The sequence below is a fragment of the Paramagnetospirillum magnetotacticum MS-1 genome, assembly GCF_000829825.1.
Lineage (GTDB): Bacteria > Pseudomonadota > Alphaproteobacteria > Rhodospirillales > Magnetospirillaceae > Phaeospirillum > Phaeospirillum magnetotacticum.
In genome coordinates this window covers 343,325-358,209 of sequence record NZ_JXSL01000020.1, presented here as the reverse complement: position 1 = coordinate 358,209, position 14,885 = coordinate 343,325, and the positions used below count along the sequence as shown (strand labels likewise).

13 protein-coding genes are annotated in these 14,885 nt (G+C 64.1%); 6 read left to right on the top strand and 7 right to left on the bottom strand.

The features are described 5' to 3' along the window. Positions 1-4 precede the first annotated feature (4 nt). A complete protein-coding gene (locus CCC_RS04115) occupies positions 5-1,660 on the bottom strand; it encodes an adenylate/guanylate cyclase domain-containing protein (RefSeq protein WP_041039870.1) in 1,656 nt (551 codons plus the stop codon). Between the two features lie 29 nt (positions 1,661-1,689). Beyond that, positions 1,690-2,091 carry a DUF1465 family protein gene (locus tag CCC_RS04110; RefSeq protein ID WP_041040065.1) on the bottom strand — a complete coding sequence of 134 codons (402 nt, stop codon included), beginning with the start codon at positions 2,089-2,091 and terminating at the stop codon, positions 1,690-1,692. 291 nt (positions 2,092-2,382) lie between these two features. Here CCC_RS04110 and CCC_RS04105 point away from each other — a divergent pair, with 291 nt between their 5' ends. Further along, positions 2,383-2,577 carry a hypothetical protein gene (locus tag CCC_RS04105; protein WP_009868146.1) on the top strand — a complete coding sequence of 65 codons (195 nt, stop codon included), beginning with the start codon at positions 2,383-2,385 and terminating at the stop codon, positions 2,575-2,577. A 68-nt stretch (positions 2,578-2,645) separates the two neighbouring features. On the opposite strand, the gene CCC_RS04100 is transcribed toward CCC_RS04105, so the two are convergent. Genes CCC_RS04100 through CCC_RS04085 form a run of 4 tightly spaced genes read right to left on the bottom strand, consistent with a single transcriptional unit; the run spans position 2,646 to position 5,765 of the window. Then, positions 2,646-3,497, bottom strand: coding sequence for a substrate-binding domain-containing protein (locus CCC_RS04100; protein WP_009868147.1), 852 nt, complete (start codon positions 3,495-3,497; stop codon positions 2,646-2,648). A gap of 14 nt (positions 3,498-3,511) precedes the next feature. After that, positions 3,512-4,321 (bottom strand): substrate-binding domain-containing protein, encoded by an 810-nt coding sequence (locus tag CCC_RS04095; protein WP_009868148.1) that lies wholly within the window; start codon positions 4,319-4,321, stop codon positions 3,512-3,514. 14 nt (positions 4,322-4,335) lie between these two features. Continuing rightward, positions 4,336-5,064 carry an ATP-binding cassette domain-containing protein gene (locus tag CCC_RS04090; protein WP_041039868.1) on the bottom strand — a complete coding sequence of 243 codons (729 nt, stop codon included), beginning with the start codon at positions 5,062-5,064 and terminating at the stop codon, positions 4,336-4,338. Then, positions 5,061-5,765 (bottom strand): ABC transporter permease, encoded by a 705-nt coding sequence (locus CCC_RS04085; RefSeq protein WP_009868150.1) that lies wholly within the window; start codon positions 5,763-5,765, stop codon positions 5,061-5,063. The genes CCC_RS04090 and CCC_RS04085 overlap by 4 nt, the downstream gene beginning before the upstream one ends. A gap of 173 nt (positions 5,766-5,938) precedes the next feature. Here CCC_RS04085 and rimO point away from each other — a divergent pair, with 173 nt between their 5' ends. Together rimO and CCC_RS04075 are read left to right on the top strand one after the other, a co-directional pair. After that, the gene (rimO, locus tag CCC_RS04080) at positions 5,939-7,285 is read left to right on the top strand and encodes a 30S ribosomal protein S12 methylthiotransferase RimO (RefSeq protein ID WP_009868151.1); all 1,347 of its coding nucleotides are present in this window, start codon (positions 5,939-5,941) and stop codon (positions 7,283-7,285) included. 89 nt (positions 7,286-7,374) lie between these two features. Then, the gene (locus tag CCC_RS04075; protein WP_009868152.1) at positions 7,375-8,739 is read left to right on the top strand and encodes a sensor histidine kinase; all 1,365 of its coding nucleotides are present in this window, start codon (positions 7,375-7,377) and stop codon (positions 8,737-8,739) included. A 9-nt stretch (positions 8,740-8,748) separates the two neighbouring features. Here the strand turns inward: CCC_RS04075 and CCC_RS04070 are convergent, their stop codons facing one another. Next, entirely contained in the window at positions 8,749-9,783 is a 1,035-nt protein-coding gene (locus tag CCC_RS04070; protein WP_009868153.1) for a ParA family protein, read from the bottom strand. 96 nt (positions 9,784-9,879) lie between these two features. Here CCC_RS04070 and CCC_RS04065 point away from each other — a divergent pair, with 96 nt between their 5' ends. From CCC_RS04065 to CCC_RS04055, 3 genes are all read left to right on the top strand, one after another. Beyond that, positions 9,880-10,365: a helix-turn-helix domain-containing protein gene (locus tag CCC_RS04065; protein ID WP_041039866.1), complete on the top strand. Its 486-nt coding sequence runs from the start codon at positions 9,880-9,882 to the stop codon at positions 10,363-10,365. Positions 10,366-10,423: 58 nt separating this feature from the next. Further along, positions 10,424-11,737: an adenylosuccinate lyase gene (gene purB / locus CCC_RS04060; RefSeq protein WP_041039864.1), complete on the top strand. Its 1,314-nt coding sequence runs from the start codon at positions 10,424-10,426 to the stop codon at positions 11,735-11,737. Between the two features lie 277 nt (positions 11,738-12,014). After that, complete coding sequence (locus tag CCC_RS04055) at positions 12,015-14,672, top strand: glycosyltransferase (protein WP_041039862.1); 2,658 nt, start codon at positions 12,015-12,017, stop codon at positions 14,670-14,672. The last annotated feature ends 213 nt before the right edge of the window (positions 14,673-14,885 follow it).

Below are 14,885 nucleotides of genomic sequence, written 5' to 3'. Positions count from 1 at the left end.
AACGTCAGCGCCCCGGAATCTCCGGGAACGCATAAAACTCCACCGCCTCCACCCGGCCCTTGACCGCCACCTGATGCCGCGGCGCGTCGGGAAAGCTCAATCCCCCCGCTTGGGCCGCCGCCGCAGACAGGACCAGAAGGCAATCATGGTCCTTGGTCAGGCCTTCCAGCCGGGCGGCGGTGTTGACCGTGTCGCCGATGGCGCTGACGATCTGCGCGCCTGGCGGGCCCATGGTGCCCACGATGGCTTGGCCGTAATGGATGCCGATTCCCATGCGCAGCGGCAGATCCAGCTCCATGGCCAGTTCAGCGTTGAGCTTGTCCAGCCCGGTGACCATCTCGCGGGCGCCCTCCATGGCCGCCGCCACCGCCTTGGCCGGGTCATTGCCCTTCAACCCGTAAAGGGCCATGAGGCCGTCGCCGGTGAAATTGGAATAGTGCCCGCCGGTCGCCGCCAGGGCCCTGGTCATCTGCTGGAAAAACCGGTGCAGGATGAACAGCATGTCATAGGGCATCTTGGCCTCGCCCAGCGTGGTCGAGCCGCGCAGATCGATGAATACCACCACCACATGGCGTTCGCGCCCGTCCAGGCCGCCATGCAGACGCCCATCGGCGGCAACGGCGTCAGACGGCAGCAAAGGCAGAATGGCCAGGTCATGGTCGGGGCGCAGCTGACAGGCCAGACGGACCTCGGGTGGCGCCTCGATGCGCCCCAGGGCGGTCGCTTCAAGAGACTCGGGAACCGGCAGGAACTCGTGTCCGGCACGCACCCGGACCCGGCAGGTGGTGCATCGCCCCTTGCCGCCGCAGGCCGAAGCATGGGCGATGGCGTGATCCTGCAGTGCCTCCAGCACGGTGGAGCCCGGCATCATGCGGATGACGCGCCCGCTGGAATGGGTGAGCTGCGGCCGCTTGCCGCCCCCCAGACGGCGCAGCAACCGGCCCGTGAACGGCGTGATGATCAGAAGAAGATGCAGCCCTACCCCCATGAGGATCAGGCGAAGCGTGTCATAGGGCGTCGTCGGGCCCATATGCGCCTCGGCCAGGACTTTTGCCGTCCAGGCGGGGTCGGCCGCCGAGCGAATGACGGAGGTGCCGCCGGAAATCCAGCCAGCCAGGGAGAGGGTGGGAACGGCCACGGCCAGGGCCAGAAGCCAGGGCTTGGCCCGCTCATAGCCGTCACGGCCCGAATAGCGCAGATGCAGCCCGGAACAGGCATGCCCCCAAACCACCAGGACCAGGATGCCCTGGATTGCCCCTTTCCAGGGACTCACCACCCACTGGCTGAGCAGGACGGATGGGTAGCTGGGATCCAGGCCCAGGACCTCCTCGCCCAGCTTGGTGCCCGAAAGATGCACCACCATCAGAAAAGGGATGGTCAGTCCCAGGGCCAATTGCCACATCTCGGCCCCGCCCATGCGCAATGTGCGGCGCTCATACACGGCCCACAAGGCGTTGGCGTAGTGGGTCAACCCCGCGGTCAGCAGCAGGCCGGAACCGATGGCGCTTTCCCAGGGCTCCATCAGCACCTCGTGACCGGCCATGGCGGCGTCCAGGGACACCAGGACCAGCATGTGGTTGACCAGATGACAGATGACGAAGGCCAGAAGAACCAACGCCCCGGCCAGACGCAGATCGGCGCGAATCCCCAACGCTACCATGCCGCTCAAAACCCCAGATTAGCGCGGGGTCAGTGCAGGACCCGCTGGACCAGCATCTCTTCGAGCCGGGCCACCCTGACATAAAGGCGGAAGGACCGGTCCATCAGACTGCGCAAATGATTGGGCAGAGTCTCGTCGCCGCTGAAGGTTTCGTCCAGACATACTTCCGTCCCTGACAGGCGGCATTCGTCGCGCAGGGCGTCTTCGACCTCGATCTCACCCTCCTGCACGGCGCGCTGAAGCATCAGCCAGGCCATGACCTGGGTCAGGCGCGAGGTCACCCGCATGGCCTCGCAGCTCATGCGCAAACCGATCATGCCGCCCAGGCGGTCGCGTTCACGACGTTCGGAATAGGTAAGGTAATTGCGGGCCTCGACCATCAGGGTCATGGTCTCGTCATAGGTCCTGCGAAAAAAAGCGGGCTGGGACATGCGCTTTTCTCCGAACCGATCTTCGCCTGCCGCGACAATGACGGCACCCAGCGAACCCGGCCCACGCATACTAAGGTGACACTTCCCTGCTCCGACTTCAACCGTTGCCTTGCCGAAATTACTTTCCGTCACACAAGATTCCCACCATATACATATGGTTAACACCCATTATCTCTGTAAATTTATAGGATAAATTTACGTAAAATTTTATATGTGAAGAAGTTCACGGTTATTATTGAAATATGATCATAGGATAATGCCAGTTATTAACTTGATACATGGCTGGTCATCATGCGCTACGTCATCCAAGAGTCATTCGATAAGAGCGAAATCAACCGTTGTTTCGACGCAGACATCTGCCCGATCATCGGCAAGGCCCTCAGAACGCGAAGCGGAAAGTGGTACAGGATCAAGGACGTCGCCTGGTACAGCGACCCCTTCGACCATCATCCCAACATCCGTGTTTTGCTGAAACGCATCCAGTAGAACGCTGGAGCCGAGAGGGCGGCATCCCCGGCCAGCCACGGGGATACCGCCCTTTTTGTTTTACCGGATCACAGCCCCGGCGGCCTGACCTTGGGCCCCGCATTGGCGAAGAACAGCGGCGTTCCGTATTCGGCCTGCCCAAATCCGGCGATCAGTCCTTGCGCCTCGTCGCTCACCAGCCAGTCGGCGAAGCGCTGGGCTCCAGCGGCATTGGCCTTGGCGAAGCGCTCGGGATTGATGCGGATGATCGAAATGAAGTTGAACAGGTCGGGATGGCCCTCCACCAGCAAGGCCAGGGACAGCTTCGCCTTGAGAACCACCCAGGTGGCCCGGTCCATCATCACATAAGCGCCGCGCTCATCGGCATGGCGAAGAGTGGGCCCATTGCCGCTGGAACCCTTTTCGAACACCTCGTACCAGCCGCCCTGGGGCGAGATCCCGGCCTTGTCCCACAGGGCCTTTTCCGCCACATGGGTGCCGGAATTGTCGCCCCTGGTCACGAAACGGGCCTGGGCCCCGGCAATACGCCGCAGCGCCGCCTTGGGGTCGTCCATCCCCTTGATTCCGGCAGGGTCGGCGGCGGGGCCCAGAAGAACGAAGTCGTTATACATGACGTCGCGGCGATCGAGCCCAAAGCCCTCGGCCAGGAACTTCTTTTCCAGGGACAGGGCATGGACCATGACCAGATCGAACTCGCCCCGCTTGGACATCTCCAGGGTGGCGCCCGTCCCCGCCCCGACAAAGCGCACCACAACGCCGGTGCGGGCATGGAAGGCATTGGCCAGGGCGGGCACGATGCCCGCGTCGATGGGGCCGATGGTACTGGCCAGCAGCACCACTTCCGACGGCTCGGCCGCCAGGGCGATGGAGGCGGCACCGACCGTCCCCAGCGCGCCGCCGAGAAAGGCTCTGCGGTTCATGAGCTTATCCCCCGCTACTTGGCATCGCCGAAGAAGAGTTGCTCGCCGCCGATCTTGAACCCGGCGATGGCCGCCTGGCCCTTGGGGCCGGTCAGCCACAGATGCCAGACCTTGGCGTCGTCGGCCTTGACGCCCTTATGCTTTTCGGGATTGACCAGGATCGAGCCGTAGGGATTGAACAGGGCGCGGTCGCCTTCCACCAGGACCTCCAGGGACTGGCGGTTCTTGAAGCTGGCCCAGGTGCCGCGATCGGCCAGGGCGTAGGCGTTCATGCCAGCCGCCGTGTTGAGCGTCGGCCCCATCCCGGCGCCCAGTTCGCGGTACCATCCGCCGCCCGTCTTCACATCCACGCTGGCCTTCTTCCACAGGCGAAGCTCGCTGCGATGGGTGCCGGAATCGTCACCGCGCGACGCGAAGGGCGCGGAGGCAGCGGCGATCTTGGCGAAGGCGGCGGCGGCGTCCTTGCCGCCTTTGATCCCGGCCGGATCAGCGGCCGGCCCCACCAGCACGAAGTCGTTGTACATGACGTCGCGGCGATCGAGCCCAAAGCCCTCGGCCACGAATTTGTCCTCGCCCGCCCGGTCATGGACCAGCAGGGCGTCGGCGTCGCCGCGCTCGCCCAGTTTCAGCGCCTGCCCGGTGCCCACCGCCACCACCCGCACCTCGATGCCGGTCTCGGCCTTGAACAGCGGCAGCAGATGGCCGAACAGCCCCGACTGTTCGGTGGATGTGGTGGACGCCAGCGTAATGAAGCGCTCCTCGGCTCCCACGGGCGAAACAGCCGTCGACACCAAAGCCAAGACGGCAAGCAGCAGACGTTTCATGATAAAAGCCCTCCTCAATACACCAGTTCGCCAGCCAGAAAGGCCCGTGCCTGAGCCGATCGCGGCTCCTTGAAGAATTCCGCCGCCGGGGCATGCTCCACCAGACGGCCTTGGAACAGGAACACCACCTCGTCGGCCAGACGGCGGGCTTGACCCAGATCGTGGGTGGTCATGACGATCTTGGTACCCGAGGCATGGAACTCCCGCACGGCCATCTCCACCGACAGGGCCGCCGCCGGGTCCAGCGACGAGGTGGGCTCGTCCAGGAACAAAATATCGGGCCGGGACGCCCAGGCCCGCGCCAGGGCCAGACGCTGCTGCTCGCCGCCCGACAGGACGCGGGCCGGGCGCAGGGCCAGACTGCCCAGTCCGAAGCGTTCCAGCGCCTCCATGGCCTGGGCGCCGCGCTTGTGCCAGGGCACGCCGCGCAGCGCCAGGACGTAGCGGATATTGGCCAGGGCGGAACGGCGCAGCAGGACCGGACGCTGAAACACCATGGCCTGACGGCGGCGCACCTTTTCGCCCTCCTCCGCGCCCACCCATTTTACCCGGCCAATGCTGGGCTCCAGCAGGCCGTGGCACAGACGCAGCAGCAGGCTCTTGCCCGCGCCGTTGGGGCCGAGGATCACCGTGCGCAGCCCCGCTTCCAGACGCAAGCTGATGCCGTCCAGCAGGCTCCGCTCGCCCACGGCAAAACCGACCCGGTCCAGGTCCAGGGGCAAAATGGTGTCGGGCGCCCTCATCCGGTCCTCCTTCTGGCCCACTGGCCCAGAAGGAACACCACCGCATTGACCGAGGTCACCAGGGCGATAAGGATCAATCCCAGTCCCAGGGCCAGAGGAAGATCGCCCTTGCTGGTTTCCAGGGCGATGGTGGTGGTCATGGTGCGCGTCACCCCCTTGATATTGCCGCCGACGATCATCACCGCCCCCACCTCGGCCGCCGCGCGGCCGAACCCGGCCAGGATGGCCGTGGCCAGGCTGAACCGCCCATCCCACAGCAAGGTGGCCATGCGCCCGCCCCCGGACACGTCCAGGGAGCGCAACTGCTCGCCGTATTCCTCCCACAGATCGGCGACCACCTGACGCGACAGGGCGGCGATGATGGGCAGAACCAGGAGAGTCTGGGCGATCACCATGGCGGTGGGCGTGAACAAAAGCCCGGCCTCGCCCAGCGGTCCCGCCCGCGACAAAAGCAGATAGACGCCCAGTCCGATCACCACTGGCGGCAGGCCCATGAAGGCGTTGAGAATCACCACCAGAGCGCCGCGCCCCGGAAAGCCGACCAGGGCCAGCAAGGCCCCCAGCGGCAGGCCGATCAGACCGGCCAACAGCACCGCCGAGCCCGAGACCAGCACCGACAGCCGCACGATGCCCAGCATCTGCGGATCAAGACGAACCACAAGGTCGAGGGCCAGAGAGAGGGCCTGGGACAGATCGGACATTTCGCGCCTTTCCTGTCCCATTGTGCATTCTTTACACATCGATGTTAAGGAAAGGATGTTTTAGACAAAGGTCGTAAGGGTTCACGCCAAACGGCCTCCGGCGCAAAGCTTGCTTTTCGCCACCGATATCCGCTAAGTCACCGCCATTCCTGGCAGCAAGCGCGGTTATCCTCATGTCTTTGACCCAACCCAAGGTCGGTATCGTCAGCCTCGGCTGTTCCAAGGCTTTGGTGGATTCCGAACGCATCCTGACCAAGCTCCGGGCCGAGGGCTATGACATCTCCGGCTCTTACGACGGTGCCGATGTGGTCATCGTCAATACCTGCGGCTTCCTCGATTCCGCCCGCGCCGAGTCGCTTGAGGCCATCGGCGAGGCCCTGGCCGAGAACGGCAAGGTCATCGTCACCGGCTGCATGGGCGGCGACGAGAAGGCCATTCGCGGCGCCCATCCCTCGGTGCTGGCGGTCAGCGGCCCGCACCAGTATCAGGCGGTGGTCGAGGCGGTGCATGCCGCCATCCCGCCGCTGCACGATCCCAAGCTGTCCCTGGTGCCCCCCGAAGGCCTGCACCTGACGCCGCACCACTACGCCTACCTGAAGATTTCCGAGGGCTGCAACAACAGCTGCTCGTTTTGCATCATCCCCGATATCCGGGGCCCCCTGGTCAGCCGCAGCGCCGCCGACGTGCTGGGCGAGGCCGAGCGTCTGGCCGAATCGGGCGTGCGCGAACTGCTGGTCATTTCCCAAGACACCAGCGCCTATGGCCTGGACCTGCGCCATGCCGAAAGCTCCTGGCGCGGCAGGCCGGTCAGGGCCCATCTCACCGATCTGGCCCGGGCGCTCGGCGAATTGGGCATCTGGATTCGCATGCACTACGTCTATCCCTATCCCCATGTGGACGAGATCATCCCCCTGATGGCCGAGGGCAAGATCCTTCCCTATCTGGACATCCCCTTCCAGCATGCCAGCCCCAATGTGCTCAAGGCCATGCGCCGCCCGGCCAACCAGGAGAAGGTGCTGGGCCGCATCCGTTCGTGGCGCGAGACCTGCCCCGATCTGACATTGCGCTCCACCTTCATCGTCGGCTTCCCCGGCGAGACCGATGATGACTTCGAGTCGCTGCTTGAGTGGATGGACGAGGCCCAGTTGGACCGGGTCGGCTGTTTCAAATACGAAGACGTCAAGGGCGCGCCGTCCAACGCCTTCGCCGATCAGGTGGATGAGGACGTCAAGGAAGAGCGTCACCAGCGCTTCATGGAGGCCGCCCGCCAGATCGCCGATGAACGCGGCGCGGCCAAGGAAGGCACCCGCGTCGAGGTCATCATCGACGAAGTGGACGAGGAAGGCGCCATCGGCCGTTCCAAGGCCGACAGCCCCGAAGTGGACGGTGCCGTCTTCATGAATGGCGAGACCGATCTGGAACCCGGCGATCTGGTGATCGTCGAGGTGGAGGCGGCGGAGGATTACGACCTGTGGGGCGATGTGGTCGAACGCCTGCCTCCGCCCCGCCCGCGCCGCTGATCACCCAGGCCCAAATAATACCTTATTCACTTTGGCGAAGATTTCGCCCCATGCGATAATCGGGGGTTGCCATATAGGGACCCCTGATTTTGCAGCACAGCCCGCGCAGCAGTTTCGCCAATTCGCCCCGCGCCCTGGCGGTTCTCGGGCCCGACGGCATGCTTTGCCATGTGGGCGAGACATTGTGCCGGGCCTTGGGCATGGCGGAGCCCCGGCTGATCGGCACCCGGCCGGGCTGGGTGGACGGCCCCGATTCCTGCCACACCCCCCTTCCCGGCAACCAGATTCTGGTTGAGCTGGCACCCGAGGCCGAGGCCCGCCTGCGCGACAGCTTGCGGGTCAATCTGGAAATGCGGGCCATCATCGAGAACACGTTCGAATTCATCGGCCTCTTGTCCCCCGACGGGCGGCTGCTCGACGCCAACCGCACCGCCTTGTCCTTCATCGGCCTCGAAAGCATCGAGCCGATCCTGGGCGTCCATTTCGCGGAAACGCCCTGGTGGGAACACTCCCCCAAGGAACGCGCCATGCTGAAGGACGGCATCACCCGCGCCTCGGCGGGCGAGTTCGTGCGGTTCGAAACCACCCATATTGATGCCCATGGCGGCATCGCCTATGTGGATTTTTCGGTCAAGCCCGTCCCTGACCGCGACGGCAATATCCAGTTCCTGGTACCCGAGGGCCGTGACATCACCCAGCGCAAGCGGGCCGAAGCCGCCCTGGTCTCCGCCAAGCAGGAGGCCGAGGCCGCCAACCGGGCCAAGTCTCAGTTCCTGGCTACCATGAGCCACGAATTGCGCACCCCGCTCAATGCGGTGATCGGCTTTTCCGAGGCCATCCTGGCCGGGGCCGCGGGCCCCGCCAGCCTGGAACGCTGCGTCGAATACATGGAGCTCATCCACTCGGCGGGCCAGCATCTGCGCGCCCTCATCGAAGACATTCTTGACGTCTCGCGCATCGAGGCCGGGCGCACCGAACTGGACGAGGAAGACTGCGACCCCACCGAACTGGTCCGCGCCGCCGCACGCCTTCTGGAGCACAAATCCGTGGTCAGCGGCGTGGATTTCACGGTGGTGATCGCCCCTGGACTGCCGCGCATGCGCCTGGACCCGCGCCGCATCCGCCAGATCCTGCTCAATCTGGCGGGCAATGCCTTGAAATTCACCCCGACGGGCGGCAAGGTCGGCATCTGTGCCACCCTAGTGCCCGATGGGCTGGCCCTTGTGGTGAGCGACACCGGCATCGGCATCGCGCCGGAGCATCACGCCAAAATCTGGCAGGCCTTCTATCAGGCGGATTCGTCGCTGTCGCGCCGCCATCAGGGCTCCGGCCTGGGGCTGGCCATCGTGCGCCATTTCGTCGAGGCCCATGGCGGAACCGTGTCCCTGGACAGCGCGCCGGGCCAGGGCACCCGCATCACGGTGCTGCTGCCCACCTCGCGCATCATCGCCTGACCGGCTTGGTCACACAGGCATGTACATCCAGCGGCCGAAAGCGTAACCGACGCAGCCGCCCAGCAGAATCAGCATGACGGCCACGCCGATCTTCCAGCGCAGGTCGGACACTTCGGGAATGACGTCCACCGTCTCGGCCAGTTGCTCGTCCCAGTTGGGACCGGGAGCCGGGCCCGGCTCCATGGGAGGAGACTGCCGGATGGGGGGGAGTTCCTCCTCGTCCTCGGCCGCGATCTGCCCCGCTTTGGCGGCATTGGCGACATAGGCCGCATGCGGCTCCAACATATGAGAATCGACGAAATCCGCCAGAAGGCTGTAGGCCTTGGCCGCCGGGCTTTCCGGATCGAGAACCACCAGGGGCAGGTCGCGGGCCGCCGCCTCCACCACCTTCATGTCGCGCGGTACCCGGACGGGAAGCACCCTTCCGCCGAACGACGCGGACACCGAATCAGAGATGCGGTGCATGACGTCGCTGTCCTCGGTCATGGTGAACAGGATGCCCATGGAATCAAGATCGCGGTTGAAGTGGGTGCGCACCCGCTGGATGTTCCACCACGCTTTGTGCAGACCGTCCAGCGCCAGCGGAGCCGGAACCACCGGCAGGATCACCACATCGGCGGCCACCGCCGCGTTGACCGACAAAATGCCGAAGGCGGGCGGACAATCGACCACCACCACATCCACATCGGCGGGCGTGGTTTCCAGAGCGAGTTCCAGCACGTATTGCGGCTCGGGCTTGACGGCGATTTCCACATCGGCCCAGGACAGATCGTCGGACCCCGCCACCAGACGCAGATTGGGGTAGGGCGTGGCGCGCGAGGCATGGGCCACATCCACCTCGCCGCGCAGCAGCTGATAGGCCCCCGTCGCCGCCGGAGAGGTCAAACCGACACTGGTCGAGGCGTTGCTTTGGGCATCCAGGTCGATAAGAACGACCTTGCGCCCCAGTTCGGCCAGACAGACCGCCAGATTGACGCTGGTGGTGGTCTTGCCGATTCCGCCCTTCTGGTTGAACACCACCACGATTTTCGGCTTGGCGCTCACCTTCGATCCTCCAGAAAAATTCACAAGGGACAATACCCGCCCCAGGCGTCCCGCCGCAACCTTGCCCCTGTAATAGGTTGTTGTCGAGGCAAAGGAATGCCCCTATACTCCGCCCCCGTGAGCCAGCCATACTTCGACATAATTCGCTTGATCGAGCGCCTGCACAGACATTTCCTCGATGTCTTGCGCACGGAGTTGCGCCGCCTCAACATCGAAGACATCAATGCCGTCCAGGCCTTGCTTCTCTACAATATCGGAGCTAACGAGGTCGTCATTCGCGACCTCAAGGACCGCGGCTATTATCAGGGCTCCAACGCTTCCTACAACATCAAGGCGCTGACCGAATGCGGTTACTTGATGCAGGAGCGTTCCACCCATGACCGCCGCTCGGTCCGTCTCAAGCTGACCGACAAGGGCCTCAATCTGTGCAATTCCATCCGCAAGCTGCAGGACGACCTGTCCGGCGTGCTGGGCGGTGACGAAAAGACCGCCGCCCAGTTGGACACCACGCTGGAGACCATGCAGCGCCTGGAACGCACCTGGACCGACTTCGTCCATTACGGCCGCATCCGCGGCCTTTAATCTGAAGCCTCTTCGTGCTATCTCCGCCTCCTTGCGTTGTTAAGGAGGCTAGGCCGCCATGATCCCCCGCTATTCCCGCGCTGAGATGACCAAGATCTGGGAGCCGGAAAACCGCTTCCGCATCTGGTTCGAGATCGAGGCCCATGCCTGTGACGCCCTGGCCGAGATCGGGGTGATCCCCAAGGAATCCGCCCGCATCATCTGGGCCAAGGGCGATATTCCCTATACCCCGGCCCGGTCGGCGCGCATCGACGAGATCGAGGCCGAGACCAAGCACGACGTCATCGCCTTCCTCACCGAACTGGCCGAGCATATCGGTCCGGAATCCCGCTTCGTGCATCAGGGCATGACCTCGTCCGACGTGCTCGACACCTGCCTCAATGTGCAGCTGACCCAGGCCGCCGACATTCTGCTGGCCGATCTGGACCGGGTGCTGACCGCTTTGGAAAAGCGGGCCTTCGAGTTGAAGGACATGGTCTGCATGGGACGCTCTCACGGCATTCATGCCGAGCCGGTGACCATGGGCCTGAAATTCGCCACCTTCCATGCCGAGTTCCAGCGCAACCGCCGCCGCCTGAAGTCGGCGCGCGAAGACATCGCCACCTGCGCCATCTCGGGCGCGGTCGGCACTTTCGCCAATATCGATCCGCGCGTCGAGGAGCATGTGGCCGCCAAGCTGGGCCTCAAGCCCGAGCCGGTCTCCACCCAGGTGATCCCGCGCGACCGCCACGCCCAGTTCTTCGCCACGCTGGGCGTCATCGCCAGTTCGGTCGAGCATCTGGCCATGGAGATCCGCCACCTGCAGCGCACCGAAGTCCGCGAGGCCGAGGAATATTTCTCGCCCGGCCAGAAGGGCAGTTCGGCCATGCCCCACAAGCGCAACCCGGTTCTGACCGAGAACCTCACCGGTCTGGCCCGTATCGTGCGCGGCATGGTGATCCCGGCCCTGGAGAACGTGGCGCTGTGGCACGAGCGCGACATCTCCCACTCCTCGGTGGAGCGCATGATCGGCCCCGACGCCACCGTCACCTTGGACTTCGCCCTGAACCGTCTGGCTGGCGTGGTGGAAAAGCTGGTGGTCTATCCCGAGGCCGTCTCCCGGAACCTCAATCAGCTGGGCGGCCTGGTCTTCTCCCAGCGCGTCCTGCTGGCGCTGACCCAGGCGGGAATGAGCCGCGAGGATTCCTACAAGGCGGTGCAGCGCAACGCCATGAAGGTGTGGCTGGAATCGGCCAACTTCCTCGACCTGCTCAAGGCCGACGCGGAAGTGGCTGCCAAGATCCCCGCGCGTACCTTGGAAGAGCTGTTCGATCTCGGCTACCACACCAAGCATGTGGACACCATTTTCAAGCGGGTGTTCGGCCGCGCATGACGCCAGCGGACCATGCCGCCCCGTCACTCCGGGGCGGCATGGCCGGGACGCAAGGCACGCTTGAGATTTTCGCCTCCGTCACCCCCATGGACAGAGTGCGGCCTCTGGGTAATAATCCAGGTAGTATTCAAGGGATTCAAACGGCATCCGCCGCCACCGCTCCACCTCACCCGCTCACCCCTGACGCTCCCGCGTGGGCGATGGGTTGCGTCGTGAGGGAGGGCAGGCTTCGACGGTTAGCCGCTCCCTGCAACTCGTTACGGGTACCTCGCGCATCATGCGTCTTTCCGGCTTCGTGGTTCTGCTTCTGATCGTTCTGGGCAATATCGGCTTCTGGGCGGTGATGAACCGCCCGCAGAACGCCGCCCTGCCTTGGGCTGGCACCCTCAATTCCGTCTCGTTCAGTCCGGGGCGCGCCGATGACGACCCCACCATCGTGCGCAAGCTGCCTTATATGGACGAGTGGCTGCTGCCGACCAGAGCCGAGATGGACGAGGATCTGGCCATGCTGGCTGGCAAGGTTCATCAGGTCCGTACCTATTCCACCCTGGAAGGCCTGGATCAGGTCCCGGAACTGGCCGCCAAATATGGGTTGAAGGCCCTGCCCGGTGCCTGGCTGGACGAACGCCTGGGCCGCAACGAGGTGGAAATCGCCAACATCATCCGCATCGCGCGCGACAATCCCAATGTGGACCGGGTGATCGTCGGCAACGAAAATCTGACCCTGCACCGCCTGTCGCCCGATCAGATGATCCGCTATCTGCGCCGGGTGCGCGCCGCGCTCCCCGACCGGGTCAAGATCAGCACCGCCGAGGCCTGGGCCATCTGGCTGGATTATCCCGAACTGACCCGCGAGGTGGATTTCATCACCATCCACACCCTGCCCTTCTGGGAACCGGGCGGCGTGCGCATCGACGACGCGCTGGACTTCACCAAGCGCATGGTCAGGGACGTGAAGGCCGCCTATCCCGAAAAGCCCATCTTCATCGGTGAAGTTGGCTGGCCGTCGGCGGGGCGCAATTACGGCGTTTCCGAGCCGTCCCTGGTCAATCAGGCCATGTTCTTGCGCAACTTCGTCAACTGGGCCCACGAGGAGAAGCTCGACTACAACATCGTCGAAGCCTTCGACCAGCCGTGGAAAGTGAACCTGGACAACACCGCGTCGGAAAAGCATTGGGGCATCTACACCGTCGAGCGCCAGCCCAAGTTCAGCTGGATCGGCCCGGTTCTGGAATTCGAGGAATGGCCGACCCAGGCCATCACCGCCACCCTGATCGCCCTGCTGCCCGTGGTGTGGTTCCTGGGCAAGTGGAAGACGCTGCGCCTGCCGGGCAAGATCTTCTTCGCCCTGCTGGTGCAGTTCGCCTCCACGCTGCTGATCTGGACCATGTCCACGCCGGTCATCCGCGACGTGTCGCCCGGTACGGGGCTGATGCTGGGACTCATGCTGCCCGCCCAGTTGCTCTTGCTGGTGGTGGTGCTGATCGCGGGTATCGAGGTCACCGAGCTGACCTGGGCCAGCAAGTTCAAGCGGCGTTTCGCGGCACTGCCCCCCGATCAGATCAAGCGCTTCCCCAAGGTCTCCATCCACCTGCCGTGCTATAACGAGCCTCCGGCCATGGTGAAGCTGACCATCGATTCCCTTATGGCGCTGGATTATCCCGATTTCGAGATCATCGTTCTCGACAACAACACCAAGGATCCCAAGGTCTGGGAGCCGGTGAAGGAATATTGCGAGTCCCTGGGCGAACGCGTGAAGTTCTATCACCTCGCCCCCTGGCCGGGCGCCAAGGCGGGCGCGCTGAATTTCGGACTGACCGTCACCGACCCGGACGCCGAGATCATCGGCGTGGTGGATTCCGACTATATCGTGGACAAGAACTGGCTGCGCGGCTTGGTCCCCTATTTCGAGAATCCCAAGGTGGGCCACGTCCAGGCCCCCCAGGATCACCGTGAATGGGAACACGACCTGTTCAAGGAAATGATCAACTGGGAATATGCCGGGTTCTTCGACATCGGCATGGTGTTCCGCAACGAGGCCGACGCCATCATCCAGCACGGCACCATGACCATGGTGCGCAAGAAGACCCTGGAAGACGCCGGACGCTGGGGCGAATGGTGCATCGTCGAGGACGCCGAACTGGGCCTGCGCATGATGAAGGCGGGCTATCAGTCGGTCTATGTCCAGGACCGCCTGGGCCACGGACTGGTCCCTGATTCCTTCATGGCCTACAAGAAGCAGCGCTTCCGCTGGGCCTATGGCGCGGTGCAGATCCTCAAGGCTCACTGGCGCTCGCTGATCCCCTTCAAGGAGACCGGCCTGACCACGGGCCAGAAGTATCACTTCGTGGCGGGCTGGCTGCCCTGGTTCGCCGACGCCTTCTATCTGCTGTTCGCCGCGGCCTCCCTGGCCTGGTCGCTGGGCATGATCGTGGCGCCCCGATATTTCAGCACGCCCCTGCCCTTCTTCACCCTGCCCACCGTGGGCGTGTTCGTGGCGAAGATTTTCCACCACTTCTTCCTCTACACAACGCGGGTGGATTGCGGATTGAAGCGCCGGTCCCTGGCGGCCATCGCCGGAATGGGGTTGACCTATTCCATCGCCTGGGCCATGTGGCAGGGCATCTTCACCAAGTCCACGCCCTTCATGCGCACGCCCAAGATGGCCAACAAGGCGGCCTTCACCCAGGGCTTCCTGATGGCCTCGGAGGAGGCCACCCTGGCCCTGCTCCACTATATCGCAGCCATTGCCGTGCTGATCCCCAGGAACAACTTCACCGATCCGGATGTGCGTATCTGGTCGCTGACCCTGGTGGTTCAGGCCATGCCCTTCCTGGCGGCGCTGGTGGCTTCGCTGATCAGCGTCATGCCGTCGGACGGCCCCGTTCAGCCCGAACACAGCCACAGCAACGCCAAGCCGGAAGCTGCGGAATAGCGCTTTTTCCAGATCCCGATGATCGGTTGCGATCATCGGGATCTGGCATTCCCAAACTCCGCCGTCATACCGACGCTCATTGATCGGAACCGATCAATGAGCCCCTCAATCTGCCTCAGCGCGCCCTCCGGGTCGCTTGGCCTCCGCGCCATAAGGCGCGCGGCCCCTTGGGCCTAACCACGGCTCAATGAGTCAAGCTCATCGAGCCGTGGC

Excerpts from the sequence above, each read along its gene's own strand:
- CCC_RS04115 (WP_041039870.1), bottom strand. The coding sequence starts at position 1,660 with ATGGTAGCGTTGGGGATTCGCGCCGATCTGCGTCTGGCCGGGGCGTTG.
- CCC_RS04110 (WP_041040065.1), bottom strand. The coding sequence starts at position 2,091 with ATGTCCCAGCCCGCTTTTTTTCGCAGGACCTATGACGAGACCATGACC.
- CCC_RS04105 (WP_009868146.1), top strand. The coding sequence starts at position 2,383 with ATGCGCTACGTCATCCAAGAGTCATTCGATAAGAGCGAAATCAACCGT.
- CCC_RS04100 (WP_009868147.1), bottom strand. The coding sequence starts at position 3,497 with ATGAACCGCAGAGCCTTTCTCGGCGGCGCGCTGGGGACGGTCGGTGCC.
- CCC_RS04095 (WP_009868148.1), bottom strand. The coding sequence starts at position 4,321 with ATGAAACGTCTGCTGCTTGCCGTCTTGGCTTTGGTGTCGACGGCTGTT.
- CCC_RS04090 (WP_041039868.1), bottom strand. The coding sequence starts at position 5,064 with ATGAGGGCGCCCGACACCATTTTGCCCCTGGACCTGGACCGGGTCGGT.
- CCC_RS04085 (WP_009868150.1), bottom strand. The coding sequence starts at position 5,765 with ATGTCCGATCTGTCCCAGGCCCTCTCTCTGGCCCTCGACCTTGTGGTT.
- rimO (WP_009868151.1), top strand. The coding sequence starts at position 5,939 with ATGTCTTTGACCCAACCCAAGGTCGGTATCGTCAGCCTCGGCTGTTCC.
- CCC_RS04065 (WP_041039866.1), top strand. The coding sequence starts at position 9,880 with ATGCCCCTATACTCCGCCCCCGTGAGCCAGCCATACTTCGACATAATT.
- purB (WP_041039864.1), top strand. The coding sequence starts at position 10,424 with ATGATCCCCCGCTATTCCCGCGCTGAGATGACCAAGATCTGGGAGCCG.
- CCC_RS04055 (WP_041039862.1), top strand. The coding sequence starts at position 12,015 with ATGCGTCTTTCCGGCTTCGTGGTTCTGCTTCTGATCGTTCTGGGCAAT.